This window comes from Nocardia sp. NPDC060259, from assembly GCF_042728775.1.
Lineage (GTDB): Bacteria > Actinomycetota > Actinomycetes > Mycobacteriales > Mycobacteriaceae > Nocardia.
This window is the reverse complement of record NZ_JBHXAY010000003.1, coordinates 151,426-172,964: the sequence shown is the minus strand read 5'-3', so window position 1 is coordinate 172,964 and position 21,539 is coordinate 151,426. Positions and strand designations below refer to the sequence as shown.

The 21,539-nt window shown below is 69.0% G+C and carries 25 protein-coding genes; 9 read left to right on the top strand and 16 right to left on the bottom strand.

Features of this window, described 5'->3' with window-relative positions; translation table 11 throughout:
* The coding region (locus ACFWF2_RS02890) for a hypothetical protein (protein ID WP_379303946.1) at positions 1-536 on the bottom strand (536 nt) is incomplete at its 3' end.
* Positions 537-696: 160 nt separating this feature from the next.
* Between ACFWF2_RS02890 and dapE the strand changes: the two genes are divergently transcribed.
* From dapE to ACFWF2_RS02855, 7 genes are all read left to right on the top strand, one after another.
* Positions 697-1,791 (top strand): succinyl-diaminopimelate desuccinylase, encoded by a 1,095-nt coding sequence (gene dapE / locus ACFWF2_RS02885; protein WP_379303944.1) that lies wholly within the window; start codon positions 697-699, stop codon positions 1,789-1,791.
* Between the two features lie 36 nt (positions 1,792-1,827).
* Positions 1,828-2,631, top strand: coding sequence for a TIGR00730 family Rossman fold protein (locus ACFWF2_RS02880; RefSeq protein ID WP_379078240.1), 804 nt, complete (start codon positions 1,828-1,830; stop codon positions 2,629-2,631).
* A complete protein-coding gene (locus ACFWF2_RS02875) occupies positions 2,628-3,182 on the top strand; it encodes a TIGR00730 family Rossman fold protein (protein WP_379303941.1) in 555 nt (184 codons plus the stop codon). The genes ACFWF2_RS02880 and ACFWF2_RS02875 overlap by 4 nt, the downstream gene beginning before the upstream one ends.
* A gap of 12 nt (positions 3,183-3,194) precedes the next feature.
* Complete coding sequence (locus tag ACFWF2_RS02870) at positions 3,195-4,961, top strand: long-chain-acyl-CoA synthetase (RefSeq protein WP_379303939.1); 1,767 nt, start codon at positions 3,195-3,197, stop codon at positions 4,959-4,961.
* 27 nt (positions 4,962-4,988) lie between these two features.
* Positions 4,989-5,999, top strand: a complete 1,011-nt coding sequence (gene folP, locus ACFWF2_RS02865; RefSeq protein ID WP_379303961.1) for a dihydropteroate synthase — start codon at positions 4,989-4,991, stop codon at positions 5,997-5,999.
* The gene (locus tag ACFWF2_RS02860) at positions 5,996-6,934 is read left to right on the top strand and encodes a glucosyl-3-phosphoglycerate synthase (RefSeq protein WP_379303937.1); all 939 of its coding nucleotides are present in this window, start codon (positions 5,996-5,998) and stop codon (positions 6,932-6,934) included. Before folP ends, ACFWF2_RS02860 begins: the two co-directional genes overlap by 4 nt.
* 150 nt (positions 6,935-7,084) lie before the next feature.
* On the top strand, positions 7,085-7,444 hold the full coding sequence (locus ACFWF2_RS02855; RefSeq protein ID WP_379303935.1) for a hypothetical protein: 360 nt from the start codon (positions 7,085-7,087) through the stop codon (positions 7,442-7,444).
* Here the strand turns inward: ACFWF2_RS02855 and ACFWF2_RS02850 are convergent.
* The 9 genes from ACFWF2_RS02850 to sigE form a co-directional block, all read right to left on the bottom strand.
* Entirely contained in the window at positions 7,416-7,862 is a 447-nt protein-coding gene (locus tag ACFWF2_RS02850; RefSeq protein WP_379303933.1) for a DUF6640 family protein, read from the bottom strand. The genes ACFWF2_RS02855 and ACFWF2_RS02850 overlap by 29 nt on opposite strands.
* A 1-nt stretch (position 7,863) precedes the next feature.
* Positions 7,864-8,457, bottom strand: coding sequence for a TetR/AcrR family transcriptional regulator (locus tag ACFWF2_RS02845; protein ID WP_379303931.1), 594 nt, complete (start codon positions 8,455-8,457; stop codon positions 7,864-7,866).
* 91 nt (positions 8,458-8,548) lie between these two features.
* Positions 8,549-9,625, bottom strand: a complete 1,077-nt coding sequence (locus ACFWF2_RS02840; RefSeq protein ID WP_379303929.1) for an XdhC family protein — start codon at positions 9,623-9,625, stop codon at positions 8,549-8,551.
* A gap of 84 nt (positions 9,626-9,709) precedes the next feature.
* Positions 9,710-10,282 (bottom strand): hypothetical protein, encoded by a 573-nt coding sequence (locus ACFWF2_RS02835; protein ID WP_379303927.1) that lies wholly within the window; start codon positions 10,280-10,282, stop codon positions 9,710-9,712.
* Between the two features lie 116 nt (positions 10,283-10,398).
* The gene (locus ACFWF2_RS02830; protein ID WP_379303926.1) at positions 10,399-11,256 is read right to left on the bottom strand and encodes a hypothetical protein; all 858 of its coding nucleotides are present in this window, start codon (positions 11,254-11,256) and stop codon (positions 10,399-10,401) included.
* A 182-nt stretch (positions 11,257-11,438) separates the two neighbouring features.
* On the bottom strand, positions 11,439-11,852 hold the full coding sequence (gene tatB / locus ACFWF2_RS02825) for a Sec-independent protein translocase protein TatB (protein WP_379303924.1): 414 nt from the start codon (positions 11,850-11,852) through the stop codon (positions 11,439-11,441).
* A 33-nt stretch (positions 11,853-11,885) separates the two neighbouring features.
* Positions 11,886-13,421, bottom strand: coding sequence for a S1C family serine protease (locus tag ACFWF2_RS02820; protein WP_379303922.1), 1,536 nt, complete (start codon positions 13,419-13,421; stop codon positions 11,886-11,888).
* A 10-nt stretch (positions 13,422-13,431) separates the two neighbouring features.
* On the bottom strand, positions 13,432-13,806 hold the full coding sequence (locus ACFWF2_RS02815; RefSeq protein WP_379303920.1) for a zf-HC2 domain-containing protein: 375 nt from the start codon (positions 13,804-13,806) through the stop codon (positions 13,432-13,434).
* A gap of 59 nt (positions 13,807-13,865) precedes the next feature.
* Positions 13,866-14,531 carry an RNA polymerase sigma factor SigE gene (sigE, locus tag ACFWF2_RS02810; protein WP_379303918.1) on the bottom strand — a complete coding sequence of 222 codons (666 nt, stop codon included), beginning with the start codon at positions 14,529-14,531 and terminating at the stop codon, positions 13,866-13,868.
* Positions 14,532-14,905: 374 nt separating this feature from the next.
* Between sigE and ACFWF2_RS02805 the strand changes: the two genes are divergently transcribed.
* Positions 14,906-15,538, top strand: a complete 633-nt coding sequence (locus tag ACFWF2_RS02805) for an O-methyltransferase (protein ID WP_379303916.1) — start codon at positions 14,906-14,908, stop codon at positions 15,536-15,538.
* Here the strand turns inward: ACFWF2_RS02805 and glgC are convergent.
* Positions 15,535-16,752: a glucose-1-phosphate adenylyltransferase gene (gene glgC, locus ACFWF2_RS02800; protein ID WP_379303914.1), complete on the bottom strand. Its 1,218-nt coding sequence runs from the start codon at positions 16,750-16,752 to the stop codon at positions 15,535-15,537. The two genes, ACFWF2_RS02805 and glgC, sit on opposite strands and share 4 nt — an antisense overlap.
* Positions 16,753-16,861: 109 nt before the next feature.
* Between glgC and glgA the strand changes: the two genes are divergently transcribed.
* Positions 16,862-18,028, top strand: coding sequence for a glycogen synthase (gene glgA, locus ACFWF2_RS02795; protein WP_379303959.1), 1,167 nt, complete (start codon positions 16,862-16,864; stop codon positions 18,026-18,028).
* A gap of 192 nt (positions 18,029-18,220) precedes the next feature.
* On the opposite strand, the gene ACFWF2_RS02790 is transcribed toward glgA, so the two are convergent.
* From ACFWF2_RS02790 to ACFWF2_RS02770, 5 genes are all read right to left on the bottom strand, one after another.
* A complete protein-coding gene (locus ACFWF2_RS02790; protein WP_379303912.1) occupies positions 18,221-19,153 on the bottom strand; it encodes a putative RNA methyltransferase in 933 nt (310 codons plus the stop codon).
* Between the two features lie 14 nt (positions 19,154-19,167).
* Positions 19,168-19,335 carry a DUF3117 domain-containing protein gene (locus tag ACFWF2_RS02785; protein WP_011211259.1) on the bottom strand — a complete coding sequence of 56 codons (168 nt, stop codon included), beginning with the start codon at positions 19,333-19,335 and terminating at the stop codon, positions 19,168-19,170.
* A gap of 80 nt (positions 19,336-19,415) precedes the next feature.
* Positions 19,416-20,048: a DNA-3-methyladenine glycosylase I gene (locus ACFWF2_RS02780; RefSeq protein WP_379303910.1), complete on the bottom strand. Its 633-nt coding sequence runs from the start codon at positions 20,046-20,048 to the stop codon at positions 19,416-19,418.
* Positions 20,045-20,365, bottom strand: a complete 321-nt coding sequence (locus ACFWF2_RS02775) for a DivIVA domain-containing protein (RefSeq protein WP_379303908.1) — start codon at positions 20,363-20,365, stop codon at positions 20,045-20,047. The genes ACFWF2_RS02780 and ACFWF2_RS02775 overlap by 4 nt, the downstream gene beginning before the upstream one ends.
* Positions 20,366-20,402: 37 nt before the next feature.
* Positions 20,403-21,539, bottom strand: a complete 1,137-nt coding sequence (locus ACFWF2_RS02770; protein WP_379303906.1) for an Mrp/NBP35 family ATP-binding protein — start codon at positions 21,537-21,539, stop codon at positions 20,403-20,405.

Here is a 21,539-nt window from a genome sequence, read left to right as displayed (position 1 = left end):
GCCGGGATGCTGATCAGCCACAGGAACGGGACGAACGCGCCGATGATGCCGCCGATGACGATGCCGGGCAGGTTCTTGTTGACCTGCTCCATCAGCCGGTCGTAGGAGCTGATGTCCTTCAGGCCCGCGACGTTGCCCAGCTTCGCGGTGTCCTCCTGCGTCATCGACGCGGCCAGCTTGACGGTGCGGCCGTCCTCGCTGATCTGCGGCGTGACCGCGATCGGCAGCCCGGCGACCTCGGAGCGCAGCGGCGCCTGGTCGACGGTCACGCCGTCCTCGGTGCGCAGCTGCACCGCGGAGCCGTCGGCGGCGAGCACGAACCGGCCGCTGTCGACCGCCCAGGTGATGGTCTTGTCGGCGGGCGACACCGCGGTGGTGTAGTTGATGCCGTGGGTAACCCCAGAAGTCGCGCCCCCCGAAGCCACTACGGCAGGCTGCTCGGTCGCCACGGCGGGCTGACCATTGGCGGTGGCCGCGGTAATCCCCATCGCGGTGATCGCCAGGAATGCAGCGGTAGTGATCTTTCCGAACTTCATTTCGTGTGAATCCCTCCGTTTCCAGCCGCCCGGATAAAGGCAGCGCGAGAACGCTAGCGCGGCGGAATTCCATTGCCGCGCAAGGGGGTTCATCGTCAAACAATTGTAATATTTGCCCTTGGTTCGCTCAGTCGGTCGGTGTCCGTACTACTGTCGAGAGGTGACTTTCGATTTGCATGCCGACCCCATTCAGCTGACGGCCGCCCTGGTCGACGTCCCCAGCGTGTCGCTGGACGAGGCCAAGATCGCGGATCTGGTCGAGCAGGCATTACGGGAGCAGACCACCGGGTTCGAGGTGCTGCGGCACGGCAACGTGGTGCTGGCGCGGACCCACCGCGGGCTGCCGACGCGGGTGATTCTGGCCGGACATCTGGACACCGTGCCGATCGCCGACAACGTCCCGAGCCGCCCGGACACGGTGGCCGGGGAGCCGGTGCTGTTCGGTTGCGGCACCGTCGACATGAAGTCCGGCGACGCGGTGTTCCTGCACCTCGCGGCCACCATCGCCGAGCCGGCGCACGACCTGACGCTGATCTTCTACGACGCCGAGGAGATCGCCGCCGAACACAACGGGCTCGGCCGTATCGAACGGGAATTGCCGGAATGGCTCGACGGTGACCTGGCGATCCTCGGCGAACCCTCCGGCGGCTGGATCGAGGCCGGTTGCCAGGGCACGCTGCGGGTGCGGCTGAGCACCTCGGGCGTGCGCGCGCATTCGGCAAGGGCCTGGCTCGGCGTCAACGCGATCCACGGGCTCGCGCCGGTGCTGGCCCGGTTGTCGGCCTACGAGGCGCGCGAGGTCGACATCGACGGCTGTGTGTACCGCGAGGGCCTGTCGGCCGTGCGTGTCTCCGGCGGGGTCGCGGGCAATGTGGTGCCCGATGCCGCCGAGGTGGACGTGAACTTCCGCTTCGCCCCCGATCGCACGGTCGAGCAGGCCATCGCCCATGTGCGCGAGGTGTTCGACGGACTCGATATCGACTTCGTGGTCACCGACTCCTCGCCCGGCGCGCTGCCCGGCCTCACCGCGCCCGCCGCGCGCACCCTCATCGACTCGGTCAATGCCCACGGTGGCGGCGGCGTCCGCGCCAAGTACGGCTGGACCGATGTCTCGCGCTTCGCCGCCCGCGGCATCCCGGCCGTCAACTTCGGCCCCGGCGACCCCAATCTGGCCCACAAGCGCGACGAGCACGTCCCGCTGAGCCAGATCACCGCTGTCACCGCGATGCTGCGCACCTACCTGTCAGCCCACTGACGACTGCCGGCGACTCGGACCCAGTAGCGTGGGGGTATGTCTACCGATTCCGCTGACCAGGCCGGGAAGGTCAAACCCACGGCGAAGTTCCGTGGGCCGGTGATGTTCCGGCGGGACCGCAAACCCGGCGTGCGGACCGCGGACCGGAACCTGCTCGACACCCGGCAGGACAGCGACTGGGTACACACCGATCCGTGGCGGGTGCTGCGGATCCAGGCCGAATTCGTCGAGGGCTTCGGCGCGCTCGCCGAGGTTCCGCCCGCGGTCACCGTGTTCGGTTCGGCGCGCACGCCGAGCACCGATCCCGAGTACGCGGCGGGCAGGGCCATCGGCGCCGCGCTCACCAAGGCCGGTTTCGCGGTGATCACCGGTGGCGGACCGGGTGCGATGGAAGCCGCCAACCGCGGGTCGTCGGAGGCGGGCGGCTACTCGATCGGGCTCGGTATCGAGTTGCCGTTCGAGCAGGGTCTCAACGACTGGGTCGATCTCGGCATCAACTTCCGGTACTTCTTCGTGCGCAAGACGATGTTCGTGAAGTACTCGCAGGCCTTCGTCTGCCTGCCCGGCGGCTTCGGCACCCTCGACGAACTGTTCGAGGCGCTGACCCTGGTGCAGACCCGCAAGATCACCCGGTTCCCGATCATCCTGTTCGGCACCGCCTACTGGTCGGGCCTGGTCGACTGGCTGCGCGATTCGCTGGCCGGCTCGGGGAAGATCTCCCCCGAAGACCTGGACCTGATCCAGCTCACCGACAGCGTCGACGAGGTCGTGCGCATCATCCAGGGCGAGACCGGCAACCACGCGAACATCGAGCGTCTCGGCACCGAGGACAAGTGGTGAGCGCGCCCTACTCCGTCTGCGTGTACTGCTCGGCCAGCACCACCGATCCCGATCTGATCAGCCTGGCCGCGCGCGTCGGCACCGAGATCGCCCGGCGCGGTTGGCAACTGGTCTCCGGCGGCGGTCACGTGTCGATGATGGGCGCGGTCGCCACCGCGGCGCGCGCCGGTGGTGCGCACACCGTCGGGGTGATCCCGAAACACCTGGTGCACTCCGAAGTCGCCGATGTCGACGCGGGCGAACTGCTCGTCACCGACACCATGCGTCAGCGTAAACAGCTGATGGAGGCCCGATCCGACGCGTTTCTCACGCTGCCGGGTGGGATCGGCACGCTCGAGGAGTTCTTCGAGACGTGGACCGGCGGCTACCTCGGCGAGCACGCCAAACCCGTTGTCGTGCTGGACGCGAACGGCTTCTACAGCGGGCTGTTCCGCTGGATCGATGAACTGTACGAACGCAGAATGGTGACATCACTGGCGCGCGACCGCCTCACCGTGGCCGCCGACCTGCCCGCCGCATTCGCTGCGCTGAAACCGGCTGTGGCCGGCTAGGAGAGATTCGACGTGAGCAACGACGCCCGCTCGACCGTGACCGTATTCGACCTGGCCAAGGCGCTGCCCGGGATGGCGCTCGACGCGCCGGGCATGCTGCGCAACGCGCGCGGAATGCTGGTGGGGCCCAAGGCCAAAGCCTCCATCGGCCTGTACTTCCAGCGGGTCGCCCACCGCAGGCCCGACCGCGTGTTCCTGCGTTTCGAGGGCCGCTCCTACACCTATCGCGCCGCCAACAGCGAGGTGAACCGGTACGCGGCAGTGCTTTCCGCGCGCGGTGTGCGGCGCGGTGACGTGGTCGGCGTGCTGATGACCAACCGGCCGGAGACCCTGTTCACGGTGCTCGCCGTGCTCAAGCTCGGCGGCAGCGCCGGCCTGCTCAACTACAACCAGCGTGACCAGGTGCTCGCGCACAGCATCGGCCTGCTCGACAGCGTGCTCACCGTGGTCGGCGAGGAATGCGCCGAGGCGCTGGACTCGCTGCCGGAGCCAGCCGCGAACGTGCTCGCCGCCGAGGAACTGGCCGAATCCGCCCGCACCGCACCCGATGCCGACCCGGCGGTGTGTACCGAGGTCACCGCGGGCGAGCGGGCGTTCCTGATCTTCACCTCCGGCACCACCGGCCTGCCCAAGGCCAGCGTGATGACCCACTACCGCTGGACCAAGAGCATGGCCGGGCTCGGCGGGCTCGGCGTGCGGCTGCGGGCGGACGACGGTCTGTACTGCTGCCTGCCGCTGTACCACAACAACGCGCTCACGGTCGCGCTGTCGGCGGTGCTGGCGGGTGAGGCGACCTACGTGCTCAGCCGCAAGTTCTCGGCGTCGGGATTCTGGGACGAGATCGCCCGCGAGCGCGCGACCGCGTTCATCTACATCGGCGAACTGTGCCGGTACCTGCTCAACCAGCCGGTGCGGCCCGCCGAGAAGAACAACCGGGTGCGCCTCGCCGTCGGCAACGGTCTGCGGCCGGAACTGTGGGACGAGTTCCGCAGGCGGTTCGGGATCGGCCGGGTGGTCGAGTTCTACGGGTCGAGCGAGGCGCCGCTGGCGTTCGTCAATGCCTTCGGCCTCGACCGGACCGCGGGACTGTGCCCGCTGCCGTACGCGGTCGTGGAATACGACGACGAGACCGGCAGGGCTCGCCGCGGCAGCGACGGGAAACTGCGCCGCGTGCGCTCGGGCGGGGTCGGTCTGCTGCTGGCGAAGGTGAACGACCGCCAGCCCTTCGACGGCTACACCGACAAGCGGGCCTCCGAATCCAAGCTGGTCCGCGACGGCTTCAAGAAGGGCGATTGCTGGTTCGACACCGGCGACCTCGTCCGCGATCAGCACTTCTGGCACATCGCCTTCGTCGACCGGCTCGGTGACACCTTCCGCTGGAAGGGCGAGAACGTGGCGACCACGGAGGTCGAGGGCGCGCTCGACCACGACGAGAGCATCGCCCAGGCCGTCGTCTACGGCGTCGACATCCCCGGCACCGACGGCAAGGCGGGCATGGCCGCGGTCACCCTGCATCCCGGTGCGGAGTTCGACGGAAAGGCGCTGGCGGCGACGGTCTACCAGCGACTGCCGATGTACGCGATCCCGCTGTTCGTGCGGGTGGTGGCGGAGCTGGAGCAGACCTCGACGTTCAAGAGCCGCAAGGTGGAGTTGCGTAAGCAGGGCTATGCCGTGGACGGGGACAGTCAGCTGTACGTGCTGTCGGGTCCGGCTACCGGGTACGTGCCTGCCTACGACGGGTACGCGGCCGACGTCGCGGCCGGTCAAGCGCCGCGGTAGCAAGGTAACGTCTGATTTCGCATGAACATGGGTAACTCGTCGGGCACGCCCGGACCCCGACCAGACGCACAACCGCCTGCCCGGAGCACAAGCAGCAGCGGGACCGAGTCGTCGGCAAAAGTCGCGGGGAGGCGGGACAGCGCTGAGTTGTCGGCACAAGTCGCGGAGAGGTGGACCCTGCCTACCTTTTGCGGGCGGCCGGTGGCGACGGATCGTGCCCTGGTCATGGCGATCGTGAATCGCACCCCCGACTCCTTCTACGACCGGGGCGCGACCTTCAGCGACGAGGCCGCCATGGAACGGGTGGCGCGCGCGGTCGACGAAGGCGCCGATCTGGTCGATATCGGTGGCGTGAAAGCGGGCCCCGGCGTCACGGTCGACGCCGTCGAGGAAACGCGGCGGGTGGTCCCGTTCGTCGCGGCGATCCGGGCGAAGTATCCCGACCTGTTGATCAGTGTGGATACCTGGCGCAGCGATGTCGCGCGGGCGGCTGTCGGTGTCGGCGCCGACCTCGTCAACGACACCTGGGCCGGCGCCGACCCCGATCTGGTGCACGTGGCCGCCGAGACGGGCGCGGGCATCGTCTGCAGCCACACCGGCGGCGCGGTGCCGCGTACGCGCCCGCATCGGGTCCGCTATGCCGATGTGGTGGCCGAGGTGACGGCGACCGTTGTCGCCGCGGCGGAAAACGCGGCGGCCGCTGGTGTGCGCCGGGACGGCATCGTGATCGATCCCACCCATGATTTCGGGAAAAACACCTATCACGGGCTCGAGTTGTTGCGCGGAATCGACGGTCTTGTAAATACCGGATGGCCAGTCTTGATGGCACTGAGCAACAAGGATTTTATCGGGGAGACTTTAGGTGTCGGTCTGACCGAGAGGGTCGAGGGCACATTGGCGGCGACCGCATGGTCGGCCGCCGCGGGCGCTCGAATCTTCCGGGTTCACGAAGTCGCCGAAACCAGGCGAGTCGTGGACATGATCGCCGCGATCCAGGGCATCCGGCCCCCCGCACGAACTCTGCGAGGTCTGGCATGAAAATCCAACACCGCGAGCCCGCCTGGGCCATCACCCACACCTGGGACACCCCTGATTGGACGGTCGGCGAGCTCGTCGCCGCCAAGGCAGGCCGCACCGTCTCGGTGGTGCTGCCCGCGCTGAACGAGGAAGACACCGTCGCCGAGGTGGTGGCCAGTATCCGGCCGCTGCTCGGCACGCTCGTCGACGAACTGATCGTGCTCGACTCCGGCTCCACCGACGCCACCGCCGCCCGTGCCCGCGCGGCGGGCGCCGAGGTGTTCTCCCGCGAGGAAGCGGTTCCCGAACTCGAGCCGGTCCCCGGCAAGGGTGAGGCGCTGTGGCGCTCGCTGGCCTGCACGACGGGCGATCTCATCGCCTTCGTCGACTCCGACCTGATCGACCCCGACCCGGCCTTCGTGCCCAATCTGCTCGGCCCCCTGCTGACCACGCCTGGCACCCACCTGTCCAAGGCCTACTATCGCCGCCCGCTGCGCCAGGGCGAGTCCGTCGACGCCAACGGCGGCGGCCGCGTCACCGAACTCGTCGCCCGTCCCCTCCTCGCGGCCCTTCGCCCCGAACTCTCCCAGGTCCTGCAGCCCCTCGGCGGCGAATACGCGGGCACCCGCGAACTCCTCACCGCCGTCCCCTTCGCCCCCGGCTACGGCGTCGAGATCGGCCTGCTCCTCGACACCTACGACCAGCTGGGCATGGATGCCATCACCCAGGTCAACCTCGGCGTGCGCACCCACCGCAACCGCCCACTCGCCGACCTCGGCGTCATGAGCCGCCAGATCCTCGGCACCGCCCTCGGCCGCAGCGGCGTCACCGACTCCGGCGCCGCCCTCACCCAATTCCCCCTGATCGGCGGCGAATTCATCCCCCACTCCACCGAGGTCTCCCTCGAAGACCGCCCCCCGATGAAAACCCTTCGCCCGGAACAAGTCGCGGCGTAATCCACCGCACCGGGCGCCTCGTCACCTCGACGAGGCGCCCTTCTGCTGCCCAGGTTGCGGGCGCCTTCGCCGATCCGTACTGTTTGCCGGTTCTGGCGAATGAGACTGCGGGACTTCCCGCCCCCGAAACCTACTGGGGCCACACCCCCCATGGACCCGGGCAAGCCGCTGTTCCGCCGCCCGGGCGCCCTCGGCTTCGCCCTGCCTTTCGTCGTCGCGTTCGGCGTTGTCACCCTCTTCTACCTCCGTGACCAGGTCGCCGTCGACGAATCGATGCAACGGGTGACATCCGGGCAGTGCGTAGGCCGAGTGGAGGTCGGCTGGTTCGGCGACGAGGTCCGCCTGCAGAAGGTCGCCTGCGCCGACCCGGCGGCGATGGGAAGAGTGTTGCGGAAGGTGGCCGGTTTCCCGGGCAAGCCGACCGGACCGCAGGACTGCGCGGGAATTCCGGCAACCCTGTTCACCCACACCGAGCACGGGTTCACCCTGTGCGTCGGTCCACGGAATTGACGTGGTTCTCGCGGGCGACGAGTGCGGCGGCGGTGGTCAGGACGGCCAGGAGGATCGCGGCCAAGAGGACCTGGGGGTGGAGGCCGAGCGGGGAGGGGTTGTCGAATTCGGGGTCCTGGATGGCGGTGCCGGGGAACAGGAAGGCGGCCAGCAGGCCCAGCCACGGGGTGGCGAGGATGGCGCAGGAGGTTCGGATCCGGGACGGGGTGGCGCCGCCGGGGCGCACCAGCAGGAGCAGGGCCAGGGCGCCGAGCAGGATGGACATGACGATGTATTGGGCGTCGTGGAATTTCGCGTGTGGCGGCCAGGCGTCGTTGCGCAGGTGCTGGTCGGCGCCACCCGGAATGACGAAATCGGCCAGTAGTGCGCCGAAGACGGTGACGACGGCGACCAGGATGGCGAGCAGGCGTGCGGTCATGTCACGAAGGTCCTTGCTGGTGCGGGGTTTTCGTGGGGCGGCAGCGCAGGAAGTCGTCGACGACCGCGTGCACGTAGTCGAGGTCGAAGGTGCGGTGGGCGACGAGCCGGCGAAAGAACAGGGGGCCGTGCAGCTGATCGACGGCCAGGTCGACATCGAGATCGGCGGGCAGGTCGCCGCGGGTGACGGCATCGGCCAGGATCGAGCGCACCACCCGGGTTCCCGAGCGGTACAGCGCCTCCTTGACCTCCGCGAATTTCGGGTCGACAGCGGCTCTTTCGATCAGCACGCGCATCGCCTGCTCGCTGGCCGGCTGGTGGAGCATCGCGCGGGTGCCCGTCAGTTCTGTCAGGAGATCGGCGCGCAGATCACCGGTCGGCGGTGACTGCGCGAGGGCGATGTGCCAGGTGATGGTGGCGCGCACCAGATCGGCCGGTTCCGGCCAGAGGCGATACAGCGTGGCCCGGCTGATCCCGCTGCGCATCGCGACAGCGCCGTGCGTCAGACCGGCCAGACCCTGCTCTACCAACAACTCCCTGGCCGAGGCGAGCGCGGCATCGCGACTACGCACGGTTCGGGGATCGGGTGGGCGCACGGAACCTCCTTGCGAGACAAAATGTTTCATAACTATGAAACAAACTGTATCGAAGTGCGGTCGATGTGTACAGAGATCCCGGAGGTTCGAGCTAGGAGCGGTGGTGGATCGGGCCGTCGAGCGCGGTCAGCGGCAGTGCGGTGGCGCCGGCTCGGTCGGCGAGGATTTGCGCGAGGATGGAGATCGCCGTCTCTTCGGGGGTGTGGGCGGCGAGGTCAAGGCCGAGGGGGCTTCGGATGCGGGAGATTTCGGTGTCGGTCAGGCCGAGTTCGCGCAGGCGCTGGGTGCGGTCGGCGTGGGATCGGCGGGAGCCGAGGGCGCCCAGGAAGGCGATGGCGGGGAGGTCGAGGGCCGTTGTCAGCGTCGGGATGTCGAATTTGGGGTCGTGGGTGAGGACGCAGATGACGGTGCGGGTGTCGATGCGGCCTGCTTCGTTCTCCGCGGTGAGGTAGCGATGGGGCCAGTCGACGACTACCTCGTCGGCGGCGGGGAAACGGGCTGGGGTGGTGAAGGTTTCGCGGGCGTCGACGACGGTGACGTGGTAGCCGAGCTGGGTGGCTGCCACCGTGAGGGCGCGGGTGTAGTCGTCGGCGCCTGCCAGGATCATGCGGGCGGGGGCGCGGAAGACCTGGACGAAGGTGCGCGGGCGGGTCGCGGCGGCGGGGGTGCAGTCCTGGGCGCCGATGAGGCCGCTGTGGCCTGCGGTGAGGAGTGCGGCGGCATCCTGGTCGAGGTCGCGCCATGATTCGATCCCGCCGGGGTGCAGGATTTTTCGATCGGGGGTTGATTCGAGCGTGGTGGCGTAGGCGACGGGCTGGTGCGCGGTGAGGGCGGTGTGCAGGTCGCGCAGCAGGGGGAGGTCGGTGTGGTCGAGGCGTTCGACGAAGACTTCGATCTCGCCGCCGCAGGGGAGGCCGACGGTGAATTCTTCGTCGGCGGCGAAGCGTTCGGTGCTCGCGTGGCCGTCGAGCAGGACCTGGCCCGCCGTGGTGACGACCGCCGATTCGACGCAGCCGCCGGACAGCGAACCGATGACTCGCCCGTCCGTGGTGATCGCCATCGCCGCGCCGGTATCCCGGGGGCCCGCACCGGTGCGGTCGACGATTCTGGCCAGCGCCACCGGCTCGTCGGGAAGCAGGTCGAGCACCTGCCCGAGCAGATCACGCATCGCGCACCGGCCTTCCCGCGGCCACCGTCCACGGGTCGTGACCGTCGTGACCAGCCTAGCTACGGTGCGGCGTCCGCGCGCGGATCAGTCGAGGATCTCGCGGTGCTGCAGCCAGCCCGGCACGATCCCGTCGTGGAAGAAACCGCGGAAGATCTCGGCGGCGCGCTCGGCGGTGAACACCTCTTCGGGATAGACGTAGGTGTCGTCGTCACCGTGCGGCACGTACACGGTGGGCAGGCCGAGCCTGGTGCCGGGGAAGCCGAGGGTGTAGCGGCGGGTGACGTGGTCGACCGTCAGGCGTAGCTGCAGGGTCATCGCGTCGGCCGAACCCGTGCACCGCAGGGCGAGATCGCCGCGCGCCGCGCTCACCGTCGCGGTGACCTCGGTGGCGGGCATCGGCTCGGGGAGCGCGGTCAGATCGAGCGCGAAGCGCTGATGACCGTCCATCCGGCGCAACGGGCGTAGAAAGCTGTCCACGTCCTCGTTGGGGCCGATGAAGACCTTCAACCGGTCACTGTAGGTGACGCGATGGGTGGCGACGACGACCTCGGCAGCAGCCGGCTCGGCATCGAACGGGGGGACGGGCCGTGGATCCGGCGTGCCTGCCGCGCGGACGGGCAGAACCCGGCATGCGCTGGCCTCGGGAGACGGGAACATGTGACGCTCACCTACTCACACTCGGTTACTCGCTAGCAATCTAACCATCGCGGACAGTTTGTGAACCATAACAGTAGCGTGATGGAGATCACAAAGCATGGCGAGTTTAGATCTAACTATGGACGAACCCGGGTCGTAGCCAACCTCGGGTCGGTTTCATGCCGATAAACCGGGGTGAGTAGGTCGGCGTCCACAGGCTCGCCGGTGGTGCGGTCGTACCGGACCGCGATGAGGACCGAGAACAAATGCGTGCTCGCACGCTCGTGCAGGGTGGCCAGCCGGGTCGCCAGCAATCGGATCGCGCCCAGCGAGCCGGGCGGATGCAGGCCATCGATCAGCATGATGCTGCCGCGCCGGTCGGGGCGGGGCAGCCGGGCCAGGTAGGCGATGTCGTGGGGTTCGGTGCCGCCGGGGCGGTACACGCGGCGCGCTGCCCTGTCCTCGATGCCGCGGCGGGTGTCGCCGGCCCGGGTGACGGTCCGGCGCAGCCGTGGATCGGCGACGACCAGCTGGCGCAGGCTGGGGGACAGCTCGGGGCCGCCGAGGATCACCAGGCCGTCGCGATTGAGGTCGATCGGCCTGCCGGGCAGGAAGGTCTCCACGTTCGCCACGAAGCCGAGCTGGCGCAGCAGCTCGGCCAGGCGCGCGGCGGCCGCGGGGTCGGGTGCGCCGAGTAGCCTGCCCGCGCGGACCTCGGGAGCGAGCACGGTCAGCGAGCCGTGCCCGAAGAACAGGCCCTCGGGGACCGGTCCCTGTGTGCTCACCTGGTGGATGCGCGCACGGGATAGTCCAGCCGCGGCGCCGATCCGGGCGAACGTCCAGCCCTCGGCATGGAGTTCGCGGATCACGGCGCGCCTGATCCTGGTGAGTTCGTTGATGGTCTGCTGGGCAGCCGCCACCCCGTCGGTGGCTGCTTTGAGTCTCTCGACCTTGTCCTCGATCGCGAAGACTCGTGCCACGTCATCGGCCGACATGTGCGAAGTCTAGACAGCTCGACAGCGTTCCGTGTCTATATCGGTTGACATCGAACTGTATTGCAGCACAACGGTAATCATGTTCGTCTGGTGGCAATCACAATATTTCGAGGTAGCCGGGGATGTGCGGAGGCTCTGCGACCCCGTGGCAAATGCCGACCGTGCGGTGTGTTCTGCCCGTTTTACGTGGCGTCGAAGTCGATCGGGGGACGCTCGTTGCGGTCCAGCGGCTTCGACAGCGAGGGCGAAGCGCCGGGCATCCCGCTGCTCGCGCCGAACAGTTGCTGTGGGTCGGGCACCGCGCTCTCCAGATCGCGCAGCACCGAATCGTCACCGCCCAGCAGGTGCTTGGTGACCGCCGCCCGCGGGCTCATCCCGCGCAGTTCGTTCAGCTCGGCCAGCGGCTTGCGCAACTCGTCGAACTCCGGCCCGAGCTCCTGCTTCAACTGGGTGGTGGCGCCACTGGCGTAGTCGCGCACCTGGCGCAGGGAACGCGTGGTCCAGCGGACCGCGCCGGGCAGGCGCTCCGGGCCGAGGATCACGAGGGCGGCGACGAGCAGGATCATCATCTCGCTCCACCCGATGTTGCTGAACACGATTTCAGGTTACCTGGCGCGCGTCGGCCCAGCTCAGTCGGATTCGAGGGTGACGGGCACGTCCACCTGCCTGCCATCGCGGATCAACTGCACGTTCACCGTCTCGCCGATCTTGTGCGACTGCACGGCGACGACCAGCTCGTCCGGGCCGGTGACCTCACGGTCGCCGATCTTGACGATCACGTCGCCCTCGACGATGCCCGCCTTCGCGGCCGGGCTGCCCGGGGCCACGTCGGCGACGGCGGCGCCGCTCATCACCTCGTTGGCGACGGTCTTGGTGCGCGCGCTCAGGCCGATCACCGGGTGGTGCATCTGCCCGTCGCGGATCAGGGTCTGGGTGACGGCGGTCATCACGTCGACCGGGATGGCGAAGCCGAGGCCGACCGAGCCGCCGGTCTCGCTGCGGATCGCGGTGTTGATGCCGATCACCCGGCCCTCCATGTCGACCAGCGCGCCACCGGAGTTACCCGGGTTGATCGCGGCGTCGGTCTGCACGGCGTCGATCACGGCATTGGTGTCGCTGCCCTCGCCCGCCAGCTTCACGGGGCGGTGCTGGGCGCTGACGATGCCGGAGGTGACGGTCTTGCTCAGGCCGAGCGGGGAGCCGACCGCCAGCACGTCGTCGCCGACCTGCACTTCGGCGGACTTGCCGAGGGTGGCCACGGTCAGGTTCTTGGCCTCGACCTTGAGCACGGCGAGGTCGGTCTTGGGGTCGCGGCCGACGATCTGGGCGGGCACCCTGGTGCCGTCGGAGAACTGCACCTGGATGGCGGCCCGATCGGACTTGTCGGTCGCGGCCATCGAGATCACGTGGTTGTTGGTGACGACGTAGCCCGCGCCGTCGATCACGACGCCGGAACCGGTCGCGCCGTTGTCGCCGACGGTGACCCGGATCGAGACCACCGACGGCAGAACGGCATTGGCGACGGCGGCGATCCGGCTGTGCGGCTCCTCGATGCCCGCGCTCTGGTCGAGGGTGACCTTGCGTGAGGTCAGCGTCGAGGCGGTCTCGGCGCTGATCCGCCCGACCAGCCCGCCGACGACGGCGATGCCGAGCGCGAGCGCGGCCAGCAGGGCCAGCGCCTTGGGCGCGACGCGGGAGCCGAACAGCACCTCGCGGGCGGTCAGCTTGGGGGCGACGGGCAGACGTTCGGGTTCGGGCGTCTCGACGGCGGGCGCGCCGAGGCGCGCGCCGGCGGCCGGATCACGCCACGGGTCGACCGGACCGGCGATGCCAGGTCGCGGTTCGCCGGAGCCGGGTTCGCGCTGCAGCAGTTCATCGGAGCCTTCGGGCCGGGCGAACGCCTCGGCCAGCACGCCGTCCGGCGGCCGCTGGGTGACCAGCTGATCGGCGTCGGGGGTCGTGGCCTGCTGCTGCGGGTCGTGCGGTGCGAACGAGCCGTTCTGGCCGTTCGGGCGGCGGAAGGCACGCGCGGTATGGCTGTCGATGTGCGGACGGTACACCGGGCGCGGGCCGAGATTCGGCGCGTCCGACGGCCGCAGGTTCCCCCGGTCGGCCGCCGAATCCGCGTGTTCGGTCGATCCGGAATTCGTCGATTCGCCTGTCACGTCCGAGACTCTACTTGCGACGCCAGGTTGTCCACCGGGTCGCGGTGAAGGAATCGGTGATGAATCCGAGAATCGCCTCGTTACGGCGCGGCGGTTCGGGCGTGGTCCCGAGCAGTTCGGCCAGCGGGATGCGGGTCAGGCTGTCGTGCAGGCTGCGCGGCACGGCGACTTCGGCGGCCCGGCGCAGCGCGATGCGCGCCTGCTGCTGGGCATCGACCTCGGCCGCGCATTCCGGGCAGACCGAAAGATGCTGGGCGGCGCGCAGATACGCGTTCATGCGCAGTTCGCCGTCGACATAGGCCGCGATCGCCTCGCTGGCCAGGTGCTCGGTGGGCTGAAAGCGCGGGGTTCGACCACGACCTGAGGTACTTGGGTCCACGCTCATGCGGAGTTCATCCTTCCGACCGACATCAACCGAGTGGCCCGGTGATACCGAGAACGGCATCACCTTGCGTAGGCGTCAGCGGAGTACCGCTGCTCAGTTCCATTATGCGCAAGGTAGTCGCGCAGTGCCTGCCGCCCGCGATGGATCCGGCTGCGCACGGTACCCAGCTTCACACCGAGCGTCGCGCCGATCTCCTCGTAGGACAGGCCCTCGATGTCACACAGGACCACCGCGGCACGGAACTCCGGCGCCAGTGAATCCAGCGCTTTCTGCAGGTCGGGGTCAAGGCGTGCGTCGTGGTAGGACTCCTCCGGGGTCGGGCCTTCGGCGGGGACCCGGTCGTAGTCCTCGGGCAGCGCTTCCATGCGGATGCGGTTGCGGCGACGGACCATGTCGAGGAAGAGGTTGGTGGTGATGCGGTGCAGCCAGCCCTCGAAGGTGCCGGGCTGGTAGTTCTGCAGCGAGCGGAACACCCGGATGAAGGTCTCCTGGGTGAGGTCGTCGGCATCCTGCGCATCGCCGGAGAGGCGGTAGGCCAGCCGGTATACCCGGTCGGCGTGTTCGCGGACCAGTTCGTCCCACGACGGCATGACGGTGCGGTCACCGGTGGCGTCGAAGGCCGCGGTACCGGTGAGTTCGGCTTCGAATTCCGCATCGTCGGCGGCAGTGAGATCGGTCGTGAGAGTCTGGTCGGGCAGTGTGGCGTGACGCGCCGTGTCTACCATCGGGATGGGACACCTCCTACTCGGGACCGCTGGCACGAAACCTCGCCGGTCCGGGTCGACGAACCTTGCTATCGGAATCAACCAGCAACTGTGTGAGGTTGTTCCCGCGTCTCGTGCCCGCCGCGATCGGCTGGCCTTGCGTAGGGCAACTATTTCCTGCCCCGATATGGGGCAGATGTGGAGATCCTGAGTGTGTCCTGAGAATCCTCGCCCGTGCTGACCCTAGCTCCGCCGGCAAGGGGAAACCAGCAGTTCCAGGCCTTTCGTGACCTTTCCGCAAACTTCTGGCAATTGTGTGATGTGTGCGCGACACATCGTCGAACCGGCGTATTCGCTGAGCACACAGACCCCTTCGGTGGCCTAGCCTCTTAGCTGTGGCATCGAACGTGGAGCGGAACCTGGCCTATGTGGAGGAGTCCGTCGTCGAGGACGACGTCCTCCTGGATGCGCGCGAGCGGGCCACCGAGCTGGGCGCCGTGCCGGTGCCCGCTTCCGTCGGCGCCGTGCTGAGCATGTACGCGCAGATGCTGGGCGCCCGCGCGGTCGTCGAGGTGGGCACCGGAGCCGGGATCAGCGGGTTGTGGCTGCTCGACGGCATGCGCGAGGACGGCACGCTCACCACGATCGACTCCGAGCCCGAGCATCAGCGCGCGGCCAAGGAGGCCTTCCGCACCGCCGAGATCCCGCCCGCGCGCACCCGGCTCATCAACGGCCGCGCGCTCGACGTGCTACCCCGGCTCGCCGACGGCGCCTACGACCTCGTCTTCGTCGACGCGGCCCCGATGGAGCACCCGCTCTACGTCGAACAGGGTGTCCGGCTGCTGCGCGAGGGCGGCGCGTTCATCCTGCACAACGCGCTGCTCGGCGGTCGCGTCCCCGATCAGAGCCAGCGCGATCCGGCCACCCAGGCGGTGCGCGCGGCGACCAGGGCGATCGCGGAGAATCCCGAGCTCACCAGTGTGCTGATTCCGATCGGCGACGGGCTGCTCTGCGCCTCGCGGGGCTAACCGACCCAGATCCCCTTGCCGACGGTGACCACGCCACCGTTGCTGACGGCGAACCGTTCGCGGTCGCGGTCCAGGTCGACGCCGATGATCTCGCCCTCGGCGACCACCACGTTCTTGTCCAGGATGGCGTGGCGCACCACCGCGCCCTTGCCGATCCGGACACCGGGCATGAGCACGCTGCCCTCGACGGTGGCGCCGTCGTCGATCATCACGTTCGAGCTGAGCACCGAATTGCGGACGGTGGCCGCCGACAGGATCGAGCCGGCGCCGACGATCGACTCCTGGGCGAGGCCGCCGCGGGCGAACTTGGCTGGCGGCAGGTTCTCCGCGGCCCCACGGATCGGCCAGTGCTTGTTGTAGAGGTTGAACACCGGATGCACCGAGACCAGGTCCATGTGCGCCTCGTAGAAGGCGTCGATGGTGCCGACGTCGCGCCAGTAGCCGCGGTCGCGCTCGGTGGCGCCGGGCACGTCGTTGTCGGCGAAGTCGTAGACGGCGGCCTTGCCCGCCGCGACCAGCGCCGGGATGATGTCGCCGCCCATGTCGTGGTCGGAGTCGGAGTTCGCGGCGTCGGCGCGGATCGCGTCGACCAGCACGCGGGTGGTGAACACGTAGTTGCCCATCGACGCGAACGTCATGTTCGGATCGTCGGGCGTGCCGGGCGGGTGCGCGGGCTTCTCCAGGAACTGGGTGATCCGGCCCGACTCGTCGGAGTCGATGCAGCCGAACGCGCTCGCCTCGCTGCGCGGCACTCTGATGCCCGCGACGGTGACCCCCGCGCCGGAGGCGATGTGGCTGGCGACCATCTGCTCCGGGTCCATCCGGTACACGTGGTCGGCGCCGAAGACGACGATGTAGTCGGGATCCTCGTCGTAGATCAGGTTGAGCGACTGCATGATCGCGTCGGCGCTGCCGGTGTACCAGCGCGGGCCGAGCCGCTGCTGCGCGGGCACCGGGGTGATGTACTCGCCGGTGAAGCCGGACAGCCGCCAGGTCTGCGAGATGTGGCGGTCCAGCGAATGCGACTTGTACTGGGTGAGCACGCACAGGCGCAGATAGCCCGCGTTGACGAGATTGCTCAGCACGAAGTCGATGAGCCGGTACGCCCCACCGAAGGGAACCGCGGGCTTGGCCCGGTCGGCGGTGAGCGGAAATAGGCGCTTGCCCTCGCCACCGGCGAGCACGATCCCGAGTACGTGCGGCTGGCTCCTCACCCTGTCAAAGTACAGGCTGGGCGCCACCACGGTGGCCCATGTCGACCCGAGGGTCTAATTTGGACCAGTGAGTTTTGGCACCGACAGCGAGCAGGCGCCGGCGGGATCGGTGCGAGTCGCCATGCTGACCCGGGAGTATCCGCCTGAGGTGTATGGCGGGGCGGGTGTGCATGTCACCGAGCTCACCGCCAGGCTGCGGGAGCTGTGTGAGGTGACGGTGCATTGCATGGGCGCGCCGCGCCATGGGGCCGTCGTTCATCGGCCCGATCCCGAGCTCTATGCCGCCAATGCCGCGCTGCAGATGATGTCGGCGCAGTTGCGGATGGCCGATGCGGTGGGCGCGGTCGAGGTGGTGCACTCGCACACCTGGTACGCGGGACTGGCTGGTCATCTCGCGGCGGCGCTCTACGGGATTCCGCATGTGCTCACCGCGCATTCGCTGGAACCGCGCAGGCCGTGGAAGGCCGAGCAGCTCGGTGGTGGATACCGGCTGTCGTCGTGGTCGGAACGCACTGCGATGGAGTACGCCGACGCTGTCATCGCGGTGAGCGAGGGGATGCGGCACGACGTGCTCGACGCCTACCCGGCGATCGACCCGGAGCGGGTTCACGTGGTGCACAACGGCATCGACGCGGGCATCTGGCATCCCGGTCCGCCCACGGGCGAGGAGATGCCGGTGCTGGAGCGGCTCGGGGTTCGTACCGACCGGCCGATCGTGTCGTTCGTCGGCCGGATCACCCGGCAGAAGGGCGTCGGCCACCTGCTCGCCGCCGCCGCGGATTTCGACCCCGATATCCAGCTGGTGCTGTGCGCGGGCGCCGCCGACACCAGGGAACTCGAACTCGAGGTCGCGGCCGCCGTCGACGGGCTGCAACGCAAGCGCGGCAATGTGTTCTGGGTCAAGGAGATGCTGCCGACCGAGCAGGTCCGCCAGATCCTGGCCGCGTCAGCGGTCTTCGTCTGTCCCTCGGTCTACGAGCCGCTCGGCATCGTCAACCTGGAGGCGATGGCCTGTGCGACCGCTGTGGTGGCATCCGATGTGGGTGGGATTCCCGAGGTCGTCGACGACGGGGTCACCGGTCGGCTGGTGCACTACGACGCCACCGAAACGGAAGAGTACGAGCACGGACTGGCCGCGGCGGTGAACGCGGTGGCAGGCGATCCGGCCCTGGCGGTTCGCTACGGCGAGGCGGGACGGGCGCGGGCCATTGCGGAGTTCGACTGGTCGCGCATCGCCGCGCAGACCCTCGAGGTGTACCGGAGCGTGCTGCGCTAGTCGGTGTGTCCAGTCCCGCGACAGACGAATTGGGGACCTTCCGCGTGTGAGGCGGACGCCGGGTGCTCGTGTCGAGTGGGAACTTGGCTTGCGCGGAATCCATGCCGAGGACTGCTGAGCGGCAACTAGTGCGGTTCCCGGAGGGTGTTCTCGCCCCAGGCGCGGCTGGACGATGTTGGTAAGTACGGCCGGTCAGGTCGAGACGTAGGCCGACACCGTCACCGACGCGGTGACTTCGGTGATGTCCGGCAGGCTCGCGATACGGGGGTCGTCTGCGGGGGTCCCGTGGAAGGCGGACGGGCCCATCGCGATGACGTTCGTGACGTCGGCGCGGGCGAGTTTCATGGGGAACTCGACGAGGGTGTGAGCGGTGCGAGTAAAGGAGCCCGACAGGGAATCGGCCAGGCGGCGCTCCTTGTCGGGGTCGACCCGGACCATGTCGAGTGAGCCGACCAGCTCGCTCAGATGGCGGGCGGTGGGGGTGACGACGACGAAGCGGCCGCCGGGGGCCAGGACCCGGGCGACTTCGGCCGGGTTGCGCGGGGCGAAGACCGAGAGGACGCCCGTGAGGGTGTCGTCGCGGATCGGGAGGCCGCGCCACGCGTCGGCGAGTACCGCGGCCATCCGCGGATGTGCGCGAGCGGCCCGGCGGGCGGCCGGTTTGGCCACATCCAAGGCGATGCCGACCGACTCCGGCGCGGCATCCATCAAAGCTGCGAGGTAGTAGCCGGTGCCCGCGCCGACCTCGAGTACCGCGCTCTCGGCCGACGCGGTGTGAGCCGCGGCCGTGCCGCCGTGGGGCACCACGCTGCCGTCTGGAGTGGGGGGACCGGAGGTCCTGCCTACGCCGTCCGAGCTCATGATGTCCGTGGAGCCCGGGGTCGTGGCGCCGAAAACCTGGGTGATCGCCGCGGCGATGGGCGCGAAGTGCCCGGCGCCCTGGAAGGCGGCGCGGGCGTCGAGCATGGCGGCGGTGTCGCCGGTCATCTTCGTCGACGCGCCGGTGAGCAGCCCGACATAGCCCTGCCGGGCGATGTCGAAGCTGTGTCCGGTACCGCAGCGCAGCGCGCGTTCGCGCGGTTGCAGTTCGTCTCCGCACTCCGGGCAGGCCAGGAGTGCGGCCACCTCGGTGAGTGCGGTCAGCTGGTGACGCTCTTCAGTTCGTCACCGAGCGCCGCAGCCTCGTCCGGTGTGAGTTCGACGACCAGACGCCCGCCACCCTCGAGTGGAACCCGCATGACGATTCCACGACCTTCCTTGGTTGCCTCGAGGGGACCGTCCCCGGTACGGGGCTTCATGGCCGCCATCCTCTGCTCCCTCCAGATCTGCGCGGTCGAGTGCGCACCTGTTCTCTGGCTCGCCGGGTGTTCGGCGGGCCACACCGGTCCTATTCTTCCCTATTGCCGTCTCGGGCGGACACCTGAGTACGAAATGTGACTGCCGAGTCGGTTCCGTTCGGGGCCGCGCGCACCCAGCAAACCTCCAGGTGATCGTCCACCATCCCGGTCGCCTGCATGAGGGCATACGCCGTCGTCGGGCCCACGAAAGCGAAGCCCCGGCGCTTCAATTCCTTTGCCAGAGCAATGGATTCGGGTGTGGTGGCCGGCACGTCCGCGATCGCCGCCGGGCGCGGGCGTGGCGCGGGCGCGAAGGACCACAGCAGCTCGTCGAGGCTCACCGGCAGGTCCCGGGCAACCTTGGCATTGGCGATCACCGCGTCGATCTTGGCGCGGTTGCGGACGATGCCCGCGTCGGCCAGCAGCCGGGCACGGTCGTCGTCACCGAACTCGGCGACCTTCGCGATCTCGAAGCCGGCGAACGCGGCCCGGAACGCCGGGCGCTTGCGCAGGACGGTGATCCAGGCCAGCCCGGACTGGAACGCCTCGAGACACAGCCGTTCGAACAGGGCGTCGTCGCCGTGCAGCGGCTTGCCCCACTCGGTGTCGTGATAGTCGCGGTAGAGCGGGGAGCCGATCGACCACGGGCAGCGGATGAGCCCGTCGTCGGCGAGCTCGGTCACGGCCGGTCCTGACCGGATGCGACCTGAGCCTGCCACTGGCGTACCTGTGCCAGCTCCAGCTCGAGTTCGTCGATGCGCTCGGCCAGCCTGCCCAGCGCCCAGTCGACCTCACCGGCCTTGTAGCCGCGCACGACCTGCTGGAACCGCAACGCGCGCACGTCGGCCCCCGTCACGCCCTGCGCGGGCAGCACCGTGGCCGTGGTGCCCGCGGGTAACGGACCGAGTTCCTCTGACCGCCCGAATACGGCGCTCGCCACCAGGAACAGCATGGCGGCGACCAACCCGACGATGAGCACGTAGAGCAGCAGCGTCAGCATACGAACAGCCTAGTTATCCCCACCGACAACTTTCGGCTCAGAGGTGGCGGGTGGTATCGATGCCCAGGGACATGCCCGCCAGGCCGCGCTTGCGGATGGCGAGCTTGTCGGCGACCTCGCGCAGGGCCTTGGCGGCCGGGTTGTCCGGGTCGGCGAGCACGATCGGAGTGCCCGCGTCGCCGCCCTCGCGCAGGGCCTGCTCGATCGGGATCTGGCCGAGCAGCGGCACCGTCGAGCCGACCGCGCGGGTCAGGCGATCCGCGACGACCTGGCCGCCGCCGGTGCCGTAGAGCTCCATCCGGGAGCCGTCGGGCAGATCGAGCCAGGACATGTTCTCCACCACGCCCGCGATCCGCTGCCGGGTCTGCAGGGCGATCGCGCCCGCGCGCTCGGCCACCTCGGCGGCGGCGATCTGCGGGGTGGTGACGACCAGGATCTCGGCGCTGGGGATCAGCTGGGCGATGGAGATGGCCACGTCGCCGGTGCCGGGCGGCAGGTCGAGCAGCAGCACGTCCAGGTCGCCCCAGAAGACGTCGGCGAGGAACTGCTGCAGCGCGCGGTGCAGCATCGGACCGCGCCACACCACGGGCGTGTTGCCCTGGGTGAACTGCGCGATCGAGATCATCTTCACGTCGTATGCCATCGGCGGCATGATCATCCGCTCGACCTGGGTCGGGCGGGCGTCGGTGCCGAGCATGCGCGGAATCGAGTGGCCGTAGATGTCGGCGTCGAGCACACCGACCGACAGGCCGCGCTGCGCCAGCGCGACGGCCAGGTTGGCGGTGACGCTGGACTTGCCGACACCACCCTTGCCGGAGGCGACGGCGTACACGCGGGTGAGCGAACCGGGCTGGGCGAACGGGATCACCGGCTCGGCCGAATCGCCGCGCAGCGACTTGCGCAGCTCGGTGCGCTGTTCGTCGCTCATCACGTCGAGGTCGACGGTCACCGCACCGGCGCCTGGCACGTCGGCGACGGCCTTGGTGACGCGCTGGACGATCTCGGTCCGCAACGGGCAGCCGGAGGTGGTCAGATACACCTCGACGTGCACATCACCGCTGTCGGCGATGGCGATCGACTTGACCATGCCCAACTCGGTGATCGGCTTGCGGATCTCCGGATCGTCGACCTTCGCGAGCGCCGCCCGCACATCCGCTTCCGTCATCACTGGCAT